Annotated in this window: 14 protein-coding genes; 5 read left to right on the top strand and 9 right to left on the bottom strand. The window is 69.4% G+C overall.

Annotated elements, in window-relative coordinates:
• Window positions 1-144: 144 nt before the first annotated feature.
• Window positions 145-891: an SH3 domain-containing protein gene (locus VMF70_02420; GenBank protein ID HTT66860.1), complete on the top strand. Its 747-nt coding sequence runs from the start codon at window positions 145-147 to the stop codon at window positions 889-891.
• Here VMF70_02420 and VMF70_02415 read toward each other — a convergent pair.
• Window positions 888-2,567, bottom strand: a complete 1,680-nt coding sequence (locus VMF70_02415) for a diguanylate cyclase (GenBank protein HTT66859.1) — start codon at window positions 2,565-2,567, stop codon at window positions 888-890. The genes VMF70_02420 and VMF70_02415 overlap by 4 nt on opposite strands.
• Window positions 2,568-2,789: 222 nt before the next feature.
• Here VMF70_02415 and VMF70_02410 point away from each other — a divergent pair, with 222 nt between their 5' ends.
• The 3 genes from VMF70_02410 (at window position 2,790) to VMF70_02400 (ending at window position 9,034) form a co-directional block, all read left to right on the top strand.
• Entirely contained in the window at window positions 2,790-4,169 is a 1,380-nt protein-coding gene (locus VMF70_02410; protein ID HTT66858.1) for a hypothetical protein, read from the top strand.
• Between the two features lie 353 nt (window positions 4,170-4,522).
• Window positions 4,523-6,763 carry a hypothetical protein gene (locus VMF70_02405; protein HTT66857.1) on the top strand — a complete coding sequence of 747 codons (2,241 nt, stop codon included), beginning with the start codon at window positions 4,523-4,525 and terminating at the stop codon, window positions 6,761-6,763.
• A 315-nt stretch (window positions 6,764-7,078) separates the two neighbouring features.
• The gene (locus tag VMF70_02400) at window positions 7,079-9,034 is read left to right on the top strand and encodes a DUF3857 domain-containing protein (GenBank protein HTT66856.1); all 1,956 of its coding nucleotides are present in this window, start codon (window positions 7,079-7,081) and stop codon (window positions 9,032-9,034) included.
• 361 nt (window positions 9,035-9,395) lie between these two features.
• On the opposite strand, the gene VMF70_02395 is transcribed toward VMF70_02400, so the two are convergent.
• From VMF70_02395 to VMF70_02360, 8 genes are all read right to left on the bottom strand, one after another.
• Complete coding sequence (locus VMF70_02395) at window positions 9,396-9,731, bottom strand: hypothetical protein (GenBank protein HTT66855.1); 336 nt, start codon at window positions 9,729-9,731, stop codon at window positions 9,396-9,398.
• Window positions 9,728-10,717 (bottom strand): SCO family protein, encoded by a 990-nt coding sequence (locus VMF70_02390; protein HTT66854.1) that lies wholly within the window; start codon window positions 10,715-10,717, stop codon window positions 9,728-9,730. The genes VMF70_02395 and VMF70_02390 overlap by 4 nt, the downstream gene beginning before the upstream one ends.
• A gap of 96 nt (window positions 10,718-10,813) precedes the next feature.
• Window positions 10,814-11,239 (bottom strand): cupin domain-containing protein, encoded by a 426-nt coding sequence (locus VMF70_02385; protein ID HTT66853.1) that lies wholly within the window; start codon window positions 11,237-11,239, stop codon window positions 10,814-10,816.
• Between the two features lie 597 nt (window positions 11,240-11,836).
• Window positions 11,837-12,874 carry a cytochrome c peroxidase gene (locus VMF70_02380; protein ID HTT66852.1) on the bottom strand — a complete coding sequence of 346 codons (1,038 nt, stop codon included), beginning with the start codon at window positions 12,872-12,874 and terminating at the stop codon, window positions 11,837-11,839.
• A 45-nt stretch (window positions 12,875-12,919) separates the two neighbouring features.
• Window positions 12,920-14,122, bottom strand: a complete 1,203-nt coding sequence (locus VMF70_02375) for a hypothetical protein (GenBank protein HTT66851.1) — start codon at window positions 14,120-14,122, stop codon at window positions 12,920-12,922.
• A gap of 367 nt (window positions 14,123-14,489) precedes the next feature.
• On the bottom strand, window positions 14,490-14,735 hold the full coding sequence (locus VMF70_02370) for a response regulator (GenBank protein ID HTT66850.1): 246 nt from the start codon (window positions 14,733-14,735) through the stop codon (window positions 14,490-14,492).
• Between the two features lie 510 nt (window positions 14,736-15,245).
• Window positions 15,246-15,614 carry a response regulator gene (locus tag VMF70_02365; GenBank protein HTT66849.1) on the bottom strand — a complete coding sequence of 123 codons (369 nt, stop codon included), beginning with the start codon at window positions 15,612-15,614 and terminating at the stop codon, window positions 15,246-15,248.
• Window positions 15,615-15,665: 51 nt separating this feature from the next.
• A complete protein-coding gene (locus VMF70_02360) occupies window positions 15,666-18,020 on the bottom strand; it encodes a PAS domain S-box protein (GenBank protein ID HTT66848.1) in 2,355 nt (784 codons plus the stop codon).
• Between the two features lie 329 nt (window positions 18,021-18,349).
• Between VMF70_02360 and VMF70_02355 the strand changes: the two genes are divergently transcribed.
• Window positions 18,350-19,339 carry an AraC family transcriptional regulator gene (locus VMF70_02355; protein HTT66847.1) on the top strand — a complete coding sequence of 330 codons (990 nt, stop codon included), beginning with the start codon at window positions 18,350-18,352 and terminating at the stop codon, window positions 19,337-19,339.
• The last annotated feature ends 213 nt before the right edge of the window (window positions 19,340-19,552 follow it).

The following is a 19,552-nucleotide window of genomic DNA, read 5'->3' as shown; positions in this document are numbered from 1 at the left end:
ATCCCCCGCCGGGCCGCGCCGGTTCCGTGGTACGCGCCGCAGGGGGTGTTCCCAGGACGCCCCGCCTAGCCGTCGCGCCCCCGGCGCTGCAGTTTGCTTAGGCGGCCGCCGCCGGCCGCCTCGCCGATCGAACGGGGATACCGCATGCGTTTCACGCTCGTCCTGCTCGCGGTCGCACTGACCGCCTGTGGCGCCAGGCAGCCGCCGCCGGCCGATCCGGCGCCGGTCTCCGCCCCGCCGCCGCCGGCGATCGTGCGGGTCGTGACCGAGACCGTGACCGTGCGCGATCCGGATCTCGAGCGCGAGGCAGCCCGGCTCAAGATGAGCCTGCTCGAGCGCTCCGCCCAGCTGGCGGACGCGACGCGGCAGCTCGACCAGGCGACCACGGACGTGGTGCGGGCGATGGCGCGGCTCAGGAGCGTCGCGACCCGGGCGGAGGCGGCCTCCGCGATCGCCGAAGCCGAGGTCACGATCCAGCAGCTCCGGGGCGGCGCCGGCGGGCAGGCGCCGCCGGAAGCGCGGCAGGCCGAGGCGGCCCTGCGCGCCGCGAGCGGGGCGTTCGACGCCGCGAACTACGGCGGCGCCGTCTACCTGGCGACGCAGGCCAAGCGCGTGGCGACCGCCGGCCGCGGGCGGCTGGCCCAGGGCGGGTCGGTGTCGCGCGCCGGCGAGCGGACCTTCGTGGTGCCGGTGCAGATCACGACCACCGCGCGCGCCAATCTCCGCTCGGCGCCCCGCGCCAACGCCGACCTGGTCACCACGGTGGCGGCCGGCACGACGCTCACGGCGTACGCCTGGGCGCAGGACTGGATGCGGGTGACCTTGCCCGACGGGCGCGTCGCGTGGGTGCACCAGGCACTGGTGCGGGGCGTGGCGCCCGGGGGACCCTAGCCGCCGGCCTTGGTGTTGGCCCGCGAGCGCTCGGCGGCGCTCACGCGGTTGCGGCCCGACTGCTTGGAGCGGTACAGGGCCCGGTCCGCGGCCTCGATGAGGGCGTCCGGGCTCCCGGCGTGCTCGGGGAACTCCGCATAGCCGACGGACACCGTGATGGTGAGCTCGGTCCCGCCGCCCTCGGGCGTGAAGCGGTCCTTCTCGGTGGCGGCGCGGATCCGCTCCGCGACTCGCGCCGCTTCCGCGGCCGGCGTTTCCGGCAGGATCACCGTGAACTCCTCGCCGCCGTAGCGCGCCACCGTATCCACGTCGCGCACCTGCTCGCGCAGCGTGTCGGCGACGCGCTTCAGGGCGGCGTCGCCCGCCGGATGGCCCCAGGTGTCGTTGAACTTCTTGAAGCGGTCCACGTCCAGCATCAGGATCCCGAAGGGGTGCCCGTGCCGGTCGCTGCGCCGCACCTCGCGCTCCAGCTCCGCCATCAGCCGCCGCCGGTTGGCCAGGCCGGTCAGCTCGTCGGTGTCGGACAGCCGCTCCAGCTCCACGCGACCCTCGCGCAGCCGGCGCACCATATCGTTGAACACGCCGGTGAGGTGGGACAGCTCGCCGCCGCCGGACGCCGGGACGGCCACGTTCAGGTCGCCGCCGGCGACGCGGTTGGCCGCGAGGCTGAGCCGGTCGAGCGGGTGGACGATGAGCAGGCCCAGGGCGTAGGCCAGCGAGCCGACCACCGCCAGCAGCACCAGCACGAGCAGGATGGTCGCGTCGCGCATCCGCCGGATGTCCTTGAAGGCCGACGACGCGGGGATCTCGACGACGGCGCTCCACTCCGAGCTCGGGACGGGCGCCGAGACGCCGAGGACGGAGACCCCGTCCGGGGACCGGTACGAGGCCGCAGTGCTGTCGGCGTGCTGGAGCTGCCGCAGGGTCTCCTCGGGGAGCGTCGTGAAGCTGCCGCCGGCCGCCGCGATCACCCGGCCCCCGGCCTGCACGACGGCGGCGCGCGATTCGCTGCCGTCCACTTCCTCCTGCAGCAGCCGCTCGGCGCCCTGGAAGTTGAGCCGGCCGGCGAGCACGCCGAGGAACTGGCCGCCGGGGCTCTGGATGGGCACGGCGATCTCGATGGTCGTCGGCGCGGACGCGTCGCCGAACACCGGGTCGCCGAGCACGGCGTCGCCGAGACTCGCCTGGCGGAGCCAGCTGCCGGTGAAATGCAGCCGGCCGGGCACCCGCTGGCTGCTGGCCACGATCTTGAGGTCGGACCCCACCACCATCAGCTCGACGTAGTCCGCGACCCGTTCCTTGACCGAGGCGAGGTAGTCCACGAGCCGCCGGCGGGTCTGCGGCGTCGAGCCCTCGATGTTCTCGGTGACCTCGTACGACGAGGCGAACACGCGCAGGTCGTAGACGCGTTCCTTGAGCCACAGGCCCATCTCCCGGGCGGCCCGGCTGCTCGCGTGGGACAGCTGCTCGTCCAGCTTCGCCCGGATGGCCCTGCGGTTCTGCCGGTAGGAGATGGCGCTGGTGGCGAGCGCCGGGATCAGCGTCGCCAGGACGGCCAGGGTGAGAATGGTGACGCGGACGCTGCCGAGGCCCAGGGAGGCGAGGACCCGGCCCACGCGGGTTTCCCAGATGTCCTGCAGGATCGCAGGGGCCGAGAGCACGGAGGAGCGGCGCACGCCAGTAAGATGCGCGGCCGGGTGCGCCAGCACCAATGGGCGGGGTCGGCGGCCCGGGCCGGACCGCAACCGGCTGACGGGAGCGGTGCTCCACCTGAAACCTCCACGTGCTTCGTCCGTCCTTACGCCTATCCTCCTCGAGGTCCGGCCATGGTCCGCCTTGCCGCGCGTCTGCCTCTCCTGCTCCTCGCCGTGTGCGCCTGCTCGGCCCCCTCCGGTGGCGTGACCGGGACGTGGTCGGGGCACGCGACGGATCCGCATGGCGGTTCCTCCGTCCTCACGCTCAGCCTGCGAGCGCGAGGCGACACGCTGACGGGCACGGTCGCCGGCCCGGGGGGGCTGGAAGCGGCGCCGGCCATCGAGAGGGGCAGGATCGCGGGCGACCGGGTGACCTTCGAGATCGGCCTGAAGCGTCCCGACGGCAGCACCTCGACGTTCGCCTTCGCCGTCACGGTCGCCGGCGACCGGATGCAGGGTACCGTGTCCAAGGTCGCGGAAGGGATGAGCGTCCCGTTCACGGCGACCAGGACCAGCTCGTCGGTCCAGGCAGCGCGGGCCGCCCCGGCCGACGACACCCAGCCACCGGACCTTCATGGCAGCAACCCGACGCCGCAGGATGCCCAGGCGGCCACGCTGGCCGCGTTCACCAGGTACGAGGTCGTGGGGCTGGGGATCCTGTCCTACGCCAACCGCGATTTCGACGACTTCATCCTCGCGCTGATCCGCAATCCCGCCTTCCCGGACAAAGTGAACGACATCGTCGTCGAGTGCGGCAACTCGCTCTACCAGCCGGTCCTGGACCGCTACATCGCGGGCGAGGACGTGCCGCTCTCCGAGGTGCGGCGGGCCTGGCGCAACACCACGCAGCCGTTCTGCGGCGTGACGACTTTCTACGAAGAGCTGTTTCCGCTGGTGCGCCGGATCAACCGCGGACTCGCGCCGGGGAAGCAGCTGCGCGTGCTGGCGGGCGATCCGCCGGTGGACTGGAGCAGGGTGAAGACGCTCGAGGACGGGCGAGCGTTCGAGGACCGGGATGCCAACATCGCCTCGGTGATGGAGAAGGAGGTCCTGGCGAAGCACCGCAAGGCCCTGATGATCTTCGGGGCGCGCCACCTGATGCACGGCGGCGGTGGCGCGGTCGGCAGGTACGAGGCCGGTGGGTATCCGAACGTCACGTTCGTCGTCATTGCTCACAACGGCTTCGGCAACGGCACACCGCTCGCCCGGTACAACGGCGAGCTGGAGCGGCGGATGGCGGCGTGGCCGGTTCCGTCGCTGGTGCCCTTCAGGGGCGCGTGGCTGGACGATCTGGCGTACCGGTACTTCTTCCCGGACGAGCGCGGGGGCCGGATCTCGGCGCGGGTGGACGGCTATCTCTACCTCGGCCCCGGCGATCAGCTGCTGAACGATCCCATTCCGGCTCGAGCCGTGCTGGACACGGCGTACATGGCGGAGCTGCAGCGCCGCGCGGACATCCGGGGCGGGGCGTTGGGGGCCGCGGCGATCCTCCGGGAGGCGGCCGATTCGAGCGTGTTCTTCAACGGGCCGCCGGAGCCGCCGGCCGCCGGGGAGCGGCGCGGGAGAGTCACCCGCCACGAGTGAGAAGGGGCGCGCGTCGCTAGGGGGGCCGCTCGTGCAAGGAGAGAGCGGCCCCGCTCGTCGCGAGGCCGCTCAGGCACTTCCTGCAGTGCTCCGTCGTGCACCGAATACGGACTTGCTGGTCAGCAGTCAGCGCTTGCCCCCCGACACCGGCGGACTCCAGACGGGCACGAGACCGTCACCCCGGGCCGGCTGGGCGCTGCGGCGGCCCTCTCAGGCCAAATCCCTCCGAGTGACGCCCCCCTAACGCTGTCGCGCTACGCTACACCTCGACAGCGTGGTCCTTGGGCGGGGCGCGTCGGAACGTCGCCGTCGCTGCTCGTACCGATCTGAACCCGGATCCGGAGCGGCAGGGCATGGACGGGGCACCAGTGGGTCACCGGTTCGCCACGCGGCCGGCCTTCGGGCGGCGGGCCGCCATCGCGGCTGCCGCCGTGATCGCAAGCGTGACGACCACCTGCCGCGAGGCGACGGGTCCGCGTTTCACGCTCGACGTCGAAATCACCGACATCCTGGGGCCGCAGCTCGCGACCGGCCCCTCCGGGCAGCGGCTGGTGACCTGCAGCGTCGCGCTCGTGGCCCACGGCGTCGGGAAGGGCATCGCGGCGTGGCGGAGCGCGGAGTTCTTCTTCTACGTGCCGAGCCGGACGACGGCGATGGACAGCGCCGAGGTTCCGGATACGACGATTGGCGATTCCTGGGGCAACTCCGCCATCTCGGCAGACTCGGTGGAGCGATCCCGATGGCAGTTGTCCGCCGAGGTCCCCTTCAGCGTCGCGATTCGATACCGCTGGGAGGTGTTCGACGGGCCGCGCGACTCGACCGAGGTCACCGTCCCGTGCAGGTTCAACGTGCCCGCCGGTGGCGCGCCGACCATCACCAATCTGGCCAGCGATCCCTCCAGCGATCCGGAGCCCGGCAAGGCCGTCGCCCTCGACTTTGGGATCAGCAGTGCGGTGGGGCTGTGGCAGACCGCGATTCAGCTGGCGGGCCCCTGCGACACGGCAATGGTGGTCCTCGACGATTCGCTCGAGCACAGCCTCGCCCGCGTCGTGCGCATGCCCGTCCCGTCGAGCTGCGACCCTGGAGTCTCGCTGGTCGCGAGTGTCGCCGCGCTCGACGCCAACTACCAGTCGAGCGCGCGTTCCATCACGCTCCCTCCGCTGGTGGATACGACGCCTCCGGCGGTGAGCGAGGTGGAGGGGCCCTACTGTCCCACCACCCCGTACACCACCGGGATGCCACCGACGTGCTTCACGGGTGACACCCTCCTGCTCGTGCTCGCCGCCACGGACAATCGCTCCCTCGCCTATCTGGTCTGGGACCTGGAGCCCGTCGGCTACCGGGACTCGGTCGCCGTCCAAGGTCCCGTTACGGGCGCGACGGTGCAGATTCCCGTTGCGGCCAGCTGGGTGGGCGCGAACCGTATCACGGTGTACGCACGCGACGCGTCGGGGAACGTCAGCGTGCCGATCCGCAATTCCATGCAGATCCTACCGACCTTGACGGCACCGGCGACCGTCGCGGCCATCCCCGCGACCATCTACGACGTGGCGATCGACACGCTGCGCAACTCGGTCTACCTGCTCGAGTCGGAGATCGGCCAGATCGCGGTGTTCTCGCCGGCTGCCGGGGCCGACATCGACAGCATCGCCCTGGGCGAAACCGCCCGCTACTTCGATCTGACCCCCAGCGGAGATTCGATCATCACCTCCCTGGTATCCTCCCGATCGCTCGGCGTGGTGGACCTGCGGCAGACGCCGCTGGTTCTGACGAAGGCCCCCCTCGCCCTGGACTCGGCAACGGAACCGTGGTACCTGCGCGTGACGAGTACCGGCGCCGCGTTCCTGCTCGAGATAGGAGCCGGCGGACACGCCTACACGTACAACCTCCGGACCGGGGTCCTGCAACGGCGTCTCGACGCCGGCAACGCGGGCGAGACCGGCGGAGGTCCGATGGGACGGTCCTACGACAGGTCGGTCGTGGTGATCAACTCCACGCTCACGCAGGTGTACGATGCGGCAACCGACGCGTTCGGACCGCTGCAGGCGAGCAGCCTGCCGGGGGCCTTCCCTGCGATCGATGGCAACGGGAGTCACATTGCGATCGGCACCGGCGTCTACGACGGCTCCCTGCGAGGGTTCTCCTCCACCTGGGAGACGCTGTCCGCCCTCTCGCCCGACGGTCAGACCGGCTATTCGGTCGAATACGGAAGATTAGGCATCATTCGGACCCGCTTGAGCGATGGCGCCCTTCTGGACCGGGTGATGGTGAAGCCCCCGATCCTGCCAAGCTCCAACTGGCCGGTCCTCAGCTGGCTGTCCCCGAACGGCAAGGCAATGGTGATCGCCGGCTACGTGCCTTCCCTGGGCACGTCCGGCATCGCGATCGTGGACCTCACCCGGATCGCGCCCGCGACCGTGTCGCAGCGGCTCGTCCCCCTGGCCCGCGTCACACCACAGAACAACCCAGCGACGGCGCGACCGGCTGCGGGGAATCAGCCGCGCGTTCACACGCCATGGTCGTTCCGACCGATGAGTCGCCCAGCCCCTGATGCGACCGAGATGAAGTCAGAAGGGGCGTCCAGCCATCGCTGAACGCCCCCTGGGAGGCGTCGTAGCGCTCTTGCTGGACCTTGACCACACGCTGTGCCGGTGACGCAAGCTGCCCAACCAGCGCCTCCAGCGGCGGGCCCGTGCTCGAATGACGCCTGAGTGACGGTCGGGGTCTAGGTACTACAGGTGTTGTGTGGCTGGCGTGAGGTCGCCCGCCCCTCAGGCGCATGTGCAGTCAGGTGCCCCAAATGGCTGTCGGTTCCGCCATGAGTCCGCCGCAGCTCGGTGCCCGACTGATGTTGCCAAGGCCCTGTCCGGTTCCCGATGCTTGGTTGACCCCGAGCGACGAGTTCGTCAATGCGCACGCTCCTGCTACCGCTCACCGTCGTCATCGCATCCACAGCGGTCGCTCAGGCCCCGGTGATCACGCCCGCGGGCGACCCTTCCGTGCGGAACGACACGATCTACCGGCTCGCCGTCAATCCGGCAGACTACCCCGACGAACCCTACGTCTACCTCCTCGATGACGGCGTGGTGCGCTTCGACGCTGATGGCCGTGGCTCACGAACGTACCGTCAGGTCATCCAGGTCCTGAAGCAGGAAGCAGCCTCGCAGTTCGGGGAGCAGGTCTTCTCGTACTCCCGCTCACGCGAGAAGCTCACCGTCAACTGGGTCCGGGTCGTGCGGCCGGACGGGTCAGTGGTGAGTGATTCCGCGGCCCACGAGCAGGAGAGCGACGCTCCCACGGCCCTGACGGCGCCGGTGTACTCGGATGCGCGTCTACATCGTGTTACGCTCGGTGGAGTGGCGGAAGGTACCGTCGTGGACTGGAGCTACACGGTCGAAACGCTGGACCCAATGATGGCCGGGGATTTCTTCACGAGTTGGCGGACGACTGTTGGCCACCTAACGAGGCGGTCGCGCTTCCTCCTCGATCTTCCGGCGTCACTGTCGCCGCGGATCGTCGAGCACAACATGCGGCACCCCGGAAAGGTCATGGAGGCGGGAGGCCGGCGGGTGTGGGCGTGGGTCGCTCAGGACGTGCCGAAGGCGCCAGAGCCTGAGCCGTTTGGTGTGGACTCGAACGACTTCGGCGCGACGGTGACTGTTACCTCCCCCGAAGCGTGGGCCGATGTGGCGCGCTGGTACTGGAACCTCAGTCGCGACCGCTACACGGTGAACGCCGACCTCGACGCAAGACTGTCAGCGTTGGTCGGTGCGCAGAAAAGTGGGGCCGATACGCTGCGTGCTCTGTACCGCTGGGTTGCGCAGGACTTCCGCTACGTATCCGTCTCACTCGGCTTGGCTGGGTTTCAGCCGCGCGAGCCGGCCGCGACACTCGAGACCCGCTACGGGGACTGCAAGGACAAGGCGACACTGTTCATCGCTCTCGCTCGACGCATGGGCTTTCCCGCCTACCCAGTGCTCCTGGGCGCGGGTGGCGGGTTGGACTCGTCGCTGGTGTCGATCCGCGCGTTCAATCACATGATCGTCGCCGTGAGGGCGCCGGGGCACGAGCCCTATCTCTACCTGGATCCGACGTTGGAGGCGGCGCCCATCGGGGTGCTCCCGTCATCGGAAGCGGGGCAGTTCGCCCTGGTCGTGCACCAGGATGGCAGTGGTGAGCAGGTGAGCCTCCCGCTCGACTCGGTGGAAGCCAATCGCGCGGAGGTCACCCTGACCGGCGAGGTGTCGCCGGACGGCAACATCGCGGGGAGGGTCACCGAGACGTTCCAGGGCCCAGCGCAGCTCCCGATTCGGGCTCTCATGAGCCGCGACTACACCGCCACGCAGCGCGCGGACATGGTTCGATCCATGGCTGGAGGGTTGTTCGAGGGCGCCGTGGGAGACAGCCTGCAACTGTTTGACGGACGCGATCTCGCTGCGGAGGCTCGGATCACCTATGTCATCCGCGGCGGAAAGGCCACAACCAGCGCCGGCACCACGGAGGTTCTCACGCTTCCGGGGCCGGCCAGCATGGTCCCGACGGCGGTGTCAGCGGTCGCCGCTCACGTGCCGCGACGATATCACATCGCCGCCAGCCGGGTACTCGGCGCCGGCGAGCGGGTGGTTGATCTGCATTTCGTGTTGCCGGAGGGTTGGAAGGCGCGGCTACCGTCGAGCGTGAGTGCGTCGAGCGTCTTCGGCACATACTCCGCCACTTTCGCTCAAGAGGGCCGCGACCTGCACATCGTGCGGCGCGCGGTTGGGGCCCGGGGGGTGTACCCGCCGGATCGCCTGAACGACCTGCTCGCCTTCCTTCGAGATGTGGCGCGGGACGACGCCCGTTTCGTAGTGATCGAGCACCCGTAGCCGCGGCACGCGTGCGCGCCTCCGACTCCGGGGCATCCGTCGTTCTTCACTCTTGGCTGGGCGTACTTCCTCCGGGCGAAGCCCGCGACCTGACGAGGTGCCAGCTCCGGCCCACGAGAACGGTCTCACTCCGAGAGCGTCGCGTCCCCGGCGTCCCCGGAGCAGGGTGACCGCCGGCGTTCATCGCTAGCCCCACCGTCTTGCGAAGCGGCCAGGGGTGCATCGGCGGCCTGGCGTGACGGGCTCGATCCTCGCCTTCGCGGAGGCGCAGAAGGTGGACCTCATCGTCATGGGAACGCACGGCGTCAAGGGCGTCGACAGAGAGTCTCCGCGGCGGGCCGCGCGCTCGATGTCGCGGGGGCTACTGCACCAGCAACACCAGCTGGGGCCCCCGTGGCGCCGGCGCGCACACATCGGGGCGAACCTCCACGCTGTCGCCCGGCCCCACCGAGAGCACGCCCAGCGCGTGGGGCCGCGCATCCCGATTGACCACACGCAGCCGGACGCGCTCCGCGTCGGACAGCGTCAGAGTGGCGGGGAGCCGGTGCGCGCCCCGGTCGCCCGTTCGGTACGTGCGGCCGCCGGCCTCGAACGTCACGCCCACGGTGCGGCCGCGGAAGATCAGGGCGCCGAGCGTGAAACCGAAGGCCAGGATCAGGAACGGCGCGGCCGTCGTCGCCAGCTCGCGAGTCCTCACGTGCCCAGCACGTCGGTGATGGCCGCCGTGATGCGCTCCACGTCCGCCTCGGAGTGCGGAATCATGCGCGCCAGGGCGCCGTCCGGGCCGACCACGAAAACAGTGGCAGAATGCGCGACGAGGACGTTGCCCGCCGAATCGTGGCTGACCCACGAAGCCACGTGAAAGGCCTGCTGGACTTTCGCGAGGGCGGCGGAGTCGCCCGACAGCCCGATGAACGACGAGTCAAACTGGCGGGCGTACGCCATGGCCACCGCGGGGCTATCGCGGCCGGGATCCACGGTCACGAACACGAACTTCACGTGATCCGCCTTCGCCCCCAGGCGCCGCCGCGCCCAGGCGAAGTTCGCGAGGGTCAGGGGACACAGATCGGGGCAGTGCGTGTAGCCGAAGAAGACCACCACCACCTTGCCCCGCTGATCGGCGAGGTCGAAGACGCTGCCGTCGCTCCGTGCGAGCCGCAACGGCGGCGCCTGAGCGGTCGGGGCCGAGGCCATGCCCAGGGCCCCCTGCAGGTCGGCGTACCGGACGACGCGCGCCCGCACGCTCAGCCGTCCGGCCCGGCGGAAGACGAGCACGAGCGCGAGCGTGTCACCCGCCACCACGCGCCGGGCGAGGCCCTCCAGCATCACGTGCAGCCCTCCCGGCGCCAGGCGGACCCTCTCGTGCGCGGCCACGGGCACGGCGGCCACCGGCATCATCATCGTCATCCCGCCGCTGGGCATCTCGCCATGGATCTGGGCGCGGGCCGCCAGCGGCGACGCGACGGCCACCAGCGTGTCCGCGGCGTCGCCATCGTTGGCGATGGAGAGGTAGACCGCCACGGCCACGTCCGCGGGCGCTCCGGCCGCGACCGGCTCCGCGGCGACCACGCGGCTCACCACGATGCCGTTCTGCGCAAACCGCTCCGTCGTCCCTGAGCGGCCGCACGCGCCGCCGGTCAGGAGGTATGCCGCCGCCAAGATCCCTACACCACGACCGCTCATCGGTGCTCCCTCCTACAGGCCTTGCAGCACGAGTCTCTCGCTTGGCAGGGAATGACCTCGGCCCGCTGCTGGCGCACCCCAGCGCGGCAGGCCGGCCTAGCGAATCGCTTCCGCGACGACATAGACGTAGCGCAGGGGTGTCGCGCCGGTGTTGGTCACATCGTGCTCGGTATTGGGGGGCGAGTACGCCACACTCCGGCCGTTGAGTGCCAGTTCGGGCCCCCCGCGTATGATGAGCCGGCCCGTGCCTTCGAGCACGACGAGCTCCTCCTCGTAGCGTCCCGTCGAGTGCCTTCCCACCGACTGTCCCGGACCGAGCACAACGTAGCCGGACCGCATCGTCACGGTGGCGGGAGCGCCAATGAGCAGCGGCGTGTAGCCGGAGGCCGCGCTGTCCAGCTGGATGACGGTGGGTACAGGATGCTGGGGCGCGGCCGCGCTGGTCGCGCCGAGGAGGGCGACGAGGAGCAGCGGGATGGCCGCGCGAGCGATGGGGCCGGCGCGGCGTGAGGCGATGGTCACTGAATCCTCGGTACGAAAGGCGTGAACGGGCAGCGCGGGGCACGACACCCTGGAGTCGCGCGGCGCACAATAGAACACAGACGGGCGGCTACCGCGAGCCGCCCGCTAGTCTCAGTGGTTGTCCTACCGGGAGTGCGCCGCCCGTGAATCGAACGCGGAAACTACTGATTAAGAGCCGCCTGAGTGGGGTTTCTGGGGGCGGCAGGATGTCGGCACGGCGAGGGAAGGAAACCCAGCGAACTCTCTGGGCGGTCACGGGTTCGCGCGTCGGCACCCTCGCCACCATGTCGGACTGTCCTTCCCGCCGCACGATAGGAAATCGGGGTCTTGCGGCACACGTGCGGCACTCGACGAACGTGGCTCTGACGCGGAATTGGGTAATCAGGCAGCCCACGGCAGCGCCGGGTGGACGTAGCCGAAGCCCTGGTGGCCAAACAGCCCTGCTCGACCGCCACGGCAAGGAATCCCGCGTCCAGGTCAAGGCGGCGATCGGACAGGCGTTGCAGCCGTAGTCAAAGAGCGCCACCAGCCTGGACGGAACCCAGTTGGCGTACTCCGGCCTGGGTCGGATGGGTTGAGGCGTCGATGGGCACGCCTCTACGGCTCTCGCGCCGCGCGGGACATCTCCGTGCCGGGAAGTGTGGGCGGCGTGATGTAGCCCTCGGGAATGGTCCCGGTCAGCGACTTGAGCCATGTCACCACCGCAGCGATCTCCGAGTCGCTCAGCTTGCGACCCAGCTGATACCGGGCCATCCGCCGCACGGCGTCTTCCAGCGTCGCCACCTGGCCGTTGTGAAAGTACGGCGCCGTCTGCTCGACGTTCCGCAACGACGGCACCTTGAAGACCATCCGGTCGGCGCGTCGGTGGGTCACGGCGTAGCGTCCCAAGTCTCCCCGCTCCGGCCACGGCTCCACCAATCCCGCCTTCTGGTACGTCTCGCCGCCCACGTAGGTCCCGCGGTGGCAGGCCGGGCACCCCAGCGCGGCGAAGGTGCTGAGCCCCCTCCGCTCGTCCGCCGCGAGGGCGGCCGTGTCCCCGGCCTGGAAGGCGTCCCACCGTGAGGGCGTCACCAAGCCACGCTCGAAGGCGCCGATCGCCAAGCCGACATTGTCATAGGTCACCGGCTCGGCCTCTCCCGGGAACGCCGCGGCGAACGCCGCGCGGTACTGCGCCACCGCCCTGAGCCGCTGGGCCACCGCGTCACCGTTGGGCATGGCCATCTCGACCGGATTGACGATCGGCCCCTTGGCCTGCTCCTCGACCGTCGGTGCGCGGCCGTCCCAGAACTGCGACACGTGACCGGCGGCGTTGAACACGGTGGGCGCGTTGCGGAGGCCTGGCTGCCCCCTCACCCCGAAGCTGACGGGACGGTGATCCACTCCGTAGGCGCCCAGCGGGTGGCAGGTATTGCACGAGACGGTGCTGTCGACGGAAAGGCGCGGGTCATAGTACAGCATCCGGCCCAGAGCCACGCTCGCCGGGGAAGCGGGGCGCTGCGCCGTCGCCATGGAAGCGGGCAGCTGACCGAAGGCCTCGAGCTGTGCGGGGTCCACGTGCGGGCCTCCGGAGAGGCCCATCCCGGCACGACAGCCCGAGGCGCTCGCCAGCAGCAGCGCGATGGCGGAGTATCTCATGGACACACCCTCCCTCCCGGACGGCATGCGGCGAGGATCATCGGGCTAGAAGGCCATCGTGGTCCCGAGCGTCCACTGCGTCGCCCGGAGCTCCGTATCCCACGTCGCCTCCGCGTACACCCGGAGATTGCGCTGCAGCAGGTAGCCTCCGCCGCCGCTCACGGTTTCGTAGCGCGACTGGCCCGACGGGGCGCCCAGACCGACGTCGAGCAGCGGCCGGCTGGTGCGGATCAGGTTGTAGAGGGCGACCGCGTACCAGCGGCTTCCGGCGCGGTGCATCAGCACCTCGCCGAAGCCGCCGTTGGTGATGGCCCTCGGTTCATCGGGCGTGAACGTGGGTCTGCTGTCCTCGCGGTGGATGAACTGCCCTCGCAGCTCCACCGGGCCCAGCGCGACGCTCGCGTCACCGCCCAGCATCCAGAGCCGGTTCTGCGCTGCCGGGCCGCCCGACGCCGCACCCTCCTGACGCGTCACGTACCCCAGCGCGCCGAGCGTCACGCCGCCGAAGAGTTCGCGGCTCACGTGCCCCACGAAGCTCTTGTTCCGGTCGTCGTCGAACCGCCCGCTGGCCGACGCCGCGCCGTTGCCATTCCCGTTCACGATCTCGCCGGAGATCGTGAAGCCAGCGAGATCCGCGCCGACCATGAGGCCGCGGTCGTAGGTCAGATTGACCGGCGACGCGCCGATGCGCGCGCCGTAGATGGCGTAATCCTGGTGCTCCAGCCGGAGCTCGCGGGCGAAAATGACGTCGGAGACCTGGAACTGGCCGACCGACACGCTGACGGGCGCGCCGGCCAGCTCGTTCCAGGTCACGTACGCGTCCTCGATGCTACCGGTCTCGCCCTGCTCGGAGAGCATGAAATAGACGTAGTAGGAGAGATGCTCCGACAGCGGGCCGCCCGAGATGAGCTTGAGGTCGTAGGGCGTCTGGAAATCGGTCACGACGCCGGGACCGGCGTACGCCACGGCGTAGGCGTCCAGGCGCATCGCCAGCCGCAGGCGCCCGGGCAGTGAGAGCAACGGGTCGCCCGTGGCCAAGCGGTCCGGAGGCAGCTGGCCGGGGAAGAAGCGGTATCCGTTGTCCACGAACATCTCACCGAAGGCGCTGAGGCGCGGGATGGGGTCGTGGCACATGCTGCAGCTCGCTCCGTACAACCGCGCGAACGCGGGGATCGCGTCCGCCCGCCCGCCGGGGACGAGCGTGGCGAGCAGGGTCGCCACGCAGGACAGCGCGCGTTTCGCTCCCATCGCTTCCCCTCCGCCCGTGCTCTTGCCTGCCTTACGGCGTTGTGCGGCGCCCCGTGCCGGCAGCCCGTGCGCGCGACCGTGAGCCTGTCAGCCGTCCAATCATGCAAGACGCAGACCACGCTCTTTGAACTGGCGAGGTCTCAAACGCTCAAGTGCATTGCCGACCAGCCGTTTGATCCGCTGCCGGATACGCCGGGGGGGGCACCAATTCGGACATGCATGATAGGAGTTAGGATGTTGGCTCGCTGCTCAAGTCGAGGAAGGTCGGGCGACGGAGCCTGATGGGGACAGGCCGTCTCTGCGGTTCGAAACCGTGAGCGAAGTGGGGCGCTGACCCCGCGCGGCGGGTTGTAAGGGCCGATGAGGCTCAGCCCGATACCGCCAGCACGGGCACCCGCAAACCGCGTTGCTGAATCCGCACTAGCAATTCCATCCCATCTACATCGCCCATGTACACGTCGGCCACCACGAGGTCACAGGGCATCGTTTCCAAGAGGCGGAGGGCCTCGGCCCCGTCATGCGCATCAATGACGTCGTGACCTTGGGCCTGGAGCACTCGGCGAACCAGGTTCCGCACCTCGGCGTCATCGTCCGCAACGAGCACACGTGCCACGACCACCAGGCATCGCATCCCCGCCCCGCGCAGATTCGGCCAGCCTGTCTCGGTGTCTGTAGCTCAGAATTGGCTGCTACGCGCCTACGTGCATAAGTTGCTCACCTGCTACCAGCAGCCCGATGCCGAGACGTTGATGGCCGTGATTGAGGGGCCTGAAACTGGCTCACCAACTGACACGGGTCATTGGGCACACAAAGAGCGACCTCGCGTAGGGCGAAGTCGCTCTCGGAGTTCCCGCAGTGCGCCGCCCGTGAATCGAACACGGAACCTACTGATTAAGAGCCGCCGAAGTGGGGTTTCGGAGGGCGGCAGGATGTCGGCACGGCGAGGGAAGGTGGCGCTTGCCACCTGGTGCTGCGACCTCGCCCGCTGCGTTCCCTGCCTGACCTCACTCGGAGCCGGTCTGGCAGGTCGGAGGGTCCGTATTTCCCGTCCGCAGTGAGGACAGGAGGGATCTTGGCCAGAGATGCTCTGGCGGCAATCGGGACAGATCACGAGGGACATGGCCTACGCCCGCGGAGCCTGGCGGAGGAGCGGCTCAACGGTGTCGCGCAGCTGCTGCGGCGTGAACGGCTTGTCCAGGGTGGCCGCGGCCCCGCACGCCCTCGCCATCGCGAGGATCTCGTCGGTCGCGATGCAGCCCCCGCCGGAGATGGCCACCACCGGCACGTTAAGCCCGCGCTGGTGAATCCGTACCAACAGCTCCATGCCATCCACACACTCCATGTACACGTCCGTGATGACGAGGTCGAAGCGGACGCCGTCCAGGAGCTGCAGCGCCTCGGCACCATCGCCGACGACCCGCACCTCGTGGCCCAGATTCGTCAGCATCCGTCGGACGGCGCGCCTCGCGGTCTTGTCGTCGTCGACAACCATGACGTTCGCCACGTTCCTCTCCCGGACGCTGGGTATGCAGCGTTCCAGAGCTCACCCTCTCGCGCGTGACTTGGCTTGAGGCGCGTCCAGCACCTCACGCACTTTGCGAGCGAGGTCCGCGATGCTAAAGGGCTTCTGGAGGTAGTGGAGGCCCTTCTCGAGCACGCCATGCCGAACTACGGCATCGTCGGCGTAACCGGACATGTAGATCACGCGCAGGTCAGGGCGCTCCGCGAGCAGGGCGAGAGCCAGTTCGCGACCGGTCATGCCCGGCATGACCAAGTCGGTGGCGAGCAGGGCAATCCGTGCCGAGTGCCCGCGTGCCAGATCGAGCGCCATTGGGCCGTCGGACGCGCGCAGCACCCGGTAGCCCTTCTTCTCCAGGGCCTGCGCCACCACCTCGCGGACCATCGCGTCATCCTCCGCCAGGAGCACCGTCTCGTGGCCTCCGGCCACGGCCACCGCTGCCTGCTGCGCAAGGTCCTCGGGCTGCTCGTCCACCCGTGGGATGTAGAGCCTGAACGTGGCCCCTCTGCCGGGCTCGCTGTAGACCCAGACGTTGCCGCCGCTCTGCTTGACGATGCCGTACACGGTGGCCAGGCCGAGACCGGTACCCTTGCTCGGCTCCTTGGTCGTGAAGAACGGCTCGAAGATGTGTGATTGAGTTTCGGCATCCATCCCGATCCCCGTATCGCTCATCGCGAGCATGACGAAACGACCCGGCGCCGCCCCTCGGTGCACCCGGGCATAGGATTCGTCGAGGACCACATTGGCGGTTTCGATCGTGAGGCGGCCTCCGGCTGGCATGGCATCCCGCGCGTTGACCGCGAGGTTCATGACGACCTGCTCCATCTGCGCGGGGTCGGCCCGCACCGCACCCAACCCTTCAGACAGGGCGAGCTCCAGCCTCACGTCCTCGCCAATCAGCCGGCGCAGCATCCGGTCCAGCGTCCGCACGACCGTGTTGAGATCCAGCACGCTGACTTGGAAGACCTGCCGGCGACTGAACGCCAGGAGCTGCCGGGTGAGCACCGCTGCGCGCTGGGCCGCCGCGCGGATCTCCTCAACGTCGCTGCGTCTGCGGTCATCGGCGGCCAGATCGCTGAGCAGCAGTTCGCTGTAGCCGGTGATCGCCGTCAGGATGTTGTTGAAGTCGTGCGCCACGCCTCCGGCGAGCCGCCCCACGGCCTCGAGTCGCTGAGCCTGGCGATACTGCGCCTCCAGGGAGCGCTGCTGGGTGACGTCCTCAGCCAGCCCTTCGAAGCACTGGATGCGTTGGGCGGGGCCACGAACCGCGTGGACGTTCAGGCGCGCGACGACGGCGGCGCCGTCCCTGCGCTTCCACTGGGCCTCGATCGCGAAGTCGTCCTGCTGCCCGAGCTGCGACAGCAGTCGAGCCCGCTCCTCGGGACTTGCGTAGACGTCTCGCGCCATGTCGAGACCCGTCAGTTCTTCCGGGTCGTCGTAGCCCAGCATCCTCGCAAACGCCGCATTGGCCGCGAGAATTCGGCCCTCGGGGGTCGTGCGGTAGATGCCGAGAGGAGCGCGCTCGATCAGGCCTCGGTGCTCAGCCTCGCTGACCCTCAACGCCTCCTCGGCCCGCTTCCGTTCGGTGATGTCGGTGACCCCCATGCACACGGTGTCGGGCCCTCCGTCGATTCCGGGCAGGCGCGTCAGCCTCCCCAGGAACCAGTGCTCGCCGTCCGCCAGCGGGAGCCGGTACTCGAGACTCTCGGGGACGCCCGTGCTCAGAACTCTCCGCAGGGGCCCGGCGAGGGGCCGTGCAGCATCGAGACCCAGCACCTCTTCGACACGCTTGCCCAGAAGCTCCGTTCGAGGCCGGGCAAGGTCGGACTCATCGGCGGCCCATATGTTCAGGTAGCGACCGTCTCCGTCCAGCTCCAACACGACGTCGCTGACCGCGTTTACGATCGTCTGCAGCTGGCGCTCCTGGGACCGCAACTGCGCGGTGGTGCGCTCGCGCTCGGTGATGTCGCGGCTGTTGATGACGATGCCTTTCACGGCAGGCATCTCCAGGAGATTAGACACTACTGCCTCGAGCGTCCGCCAGGAGCCGTTCCTGTGGCGGAAACGGAACTTCTCCACGATGCCAACGGTGTCGCCCGCGAGCGCCCTGCCGAAGGCATGGCGGGCGCGAGCCTCGTCCTCGTGGTGCAGGTAGTCGAAGGTCGAGTGCCCGAGGATCTCGCCCGGCTCGTAGCCCAGGATCCGCGCTGAAGGGCTCGCGTATTGAAGGCGACCATCCAGATCAAGGATGGTGATGATGTCGGCGCTGTTTTCGGTCAGCGCCCGGAACCGCATCTCACTGGCCTGGAGAGCCTCCTCCGACCGGTTTCCCCGGAGCCGCGCCCCGATCCACGCGGCCATCGCCTGCAGGATACGCATCTCTGCTCCCGAGTAGACTCCGCGGCGCAATGCCCCTCTGCGCGCCGGGTGTGTTACTCGGCGCGCCGGGTGCCGCACAACGTGACAATGCAGCTCCCTGCGGCGGGACATGGAGGCGGCGCGCGCCACTTTCGCGTGCAGCTCGCGCCAGAGGCCTCAAGACATGCAACGCGCGCCAGAACTGTGGGTTCCTGCGCCGCGGGCTGAGCCTTGACGTCTGCCTCATTGGGGTCCACGTTCGCTGCCGAGGCCAGGAGCGAGCAACCATGCCGACGGCGCGCGCTGCCCGGGATCGCGGACGTGGGACAGGCACGGTCCTGGCTCGCGTGGTGGCCAGCATCCTGTCTGGCGCCGCGCATGCGGGCTTGCGTCGCGACGCCTTGCTTGAAGCTGCGGGGCTCGGCGCCGTGGACTTCAGCGATCCGGACGCCCGCGTACCGTCGTGGACCGAAGTGGCACTCTGGCAACTCGTCGCGCAGCGCGAGCCCGACCCGGGGGTCGGCATCCGGATGGCGGCAGGATTGCCAGCGCGCCAGTGGGGCCTGCTGGGTTACGCCATCTCCTACAGCTCGACCCTCGGCGCAGCGCTTCGCCGCCTCGCGCGGTACTGGCGCATCCTCAACGAAGCGGTCCAGTTCCGCCTGGAAGAGACGGCCCAACATCACGTCGCCATCGCGCAATGCCTGTCCGATGTGGGGATGGCACTTCCCCACGCGGTGAGCTTCCGATTCGCCGCCGTTCTGGGCGCATGCCGTGGGATCATGCGAGCCGAGCTGGTGCCCTCCGAAATCGCGTTCACGTTCGCCCAGCCGGACAGCACGTTCGAGTACCAGCGCTTCTTTCGCTGCCCACTGCACTTCGATCAGCCGGAGTCGAGGGTCACATTCGCGAAACGCGACCTCGACCTGCCGGTCCCGGGCGGGGACGAGACGCTGGCAGGATACCTCAGCGAGAGTGCCGAGCGTGCACTTCGAAAACTCTGCACCGGAACGTCCGTCAAGGAACGCGTTCGCTCGGCCATCTGGGCTGCGCTCAGCGAGGGTGCACCGACGCTGCGCCGCACGGCGTCGGCTCTTCACCTGCCGCCGAGGACGCTCCAGCGACACCTCGCTGCGGAGGACACGACCCTGCGCCGCGAGATCGAGCACATCCGCATGCACATGGCCATCGCGACGCTCCGCGAACGCTCGGTGCCGATCGAAGAGGTGGCGTTCATTCTCGGATACGCCGAGGCGAGCACGTTCTATCGCTCGTTCCGGCGCTGGACGGGCAAGACGCCGCGCCAATACCGCGCCGCGGCGGCCAAGCGCGGAGGATAGCGCCTGTCTCGCCTCATCATCTTCGGCGCAACGGGATCGCTCGGCAGCCACGTGCTTCGCCAGGCGCTGGCGGCCGGGCAGCAGGTCACCGTCTTCGTCCGCAACCCGTCGAGGCTGCCGCCCGAAGTTCAAACGCAAGTCTCGGTGCACCAAGGCGATCTCAGCGCACTCCCGCCCGCCGACATCGGACAGCGGATCAGCGGATATGATGCG

The sequence above is a fragment of the Gemmatimonadales bacterium genome, from assembly GCA_035502185.1.
GTDB lineage: Bacteria > Gemmatimonadota > Gemmatimonadetes > Gemmatimonadales > JACORV01 > Fen-1245.
This window is presented reverse-complemented; position numbering and strand designations above follow the sequence as displayed.

What these genes read in the sequence shown, in the direction of transcription:
- VMF70_02420 (HTT66860.1), top strand. Translation starts at nt 145, where the DNA reads ATGCGTTTCACGCTCGTCCTGCTCGCGGTCGCACTGACCGCCTGTGGC.
- VMF70_02405 (HTT66857.1), top strand. Translation starts at nt 4,523, where the DNA reads ATGGACGGGGCACCAGTGGGTCACCGGTTCGCCACGCGGCCGGCCTTC.
- VMF70_02400 (HTT66856.1), top strand. Translation starts at nt 7,079, where the DNA reads ATGCGCACGCTCCTGCTACCGCTCACCGTCGTCATCGCATCCACAGCG.
- VMF70_02390 (HTT66854.1), bottom strand. Translation starts at nt 10,717, where the DNA reads ATGAGCGGTCGTGGTGTAGGGATCTTGGCGGCGGCATACCTCCTGACC.
- VMF70_02380 (HTT66852.1), bottom strand. Translation starts at nt 12,874, where the DNA reads ATGAGATACTCCGCCATCGCGCTGCTGCTGGCGAGCGCCTCGGGCTGT.
- VMF70_02375 (HTT66851.1), bottom strand. Translation starts at nt 14,122, where the DNA reads ATGGGAGCGAAACGCGCGCTGTCCTGCGTGGCGACCCTGCTCGCCACG.
- VMF70_02365 (HTT66849.1), bottom strand. Translation starts at nt 15,614, where the DNA reads ATGGTTGTCGACGACGACAAGACCGCGAGGCGCGCCGTCCGACGGATG.
- VMF70_02360 (HTT66848.1), bottom strand. Translation starts at nt 18,020, where the DNA reads ATGCGTATCCTGCAGGCGATGGCCGCGTGGATCGGGGCGCGGCTCCGG.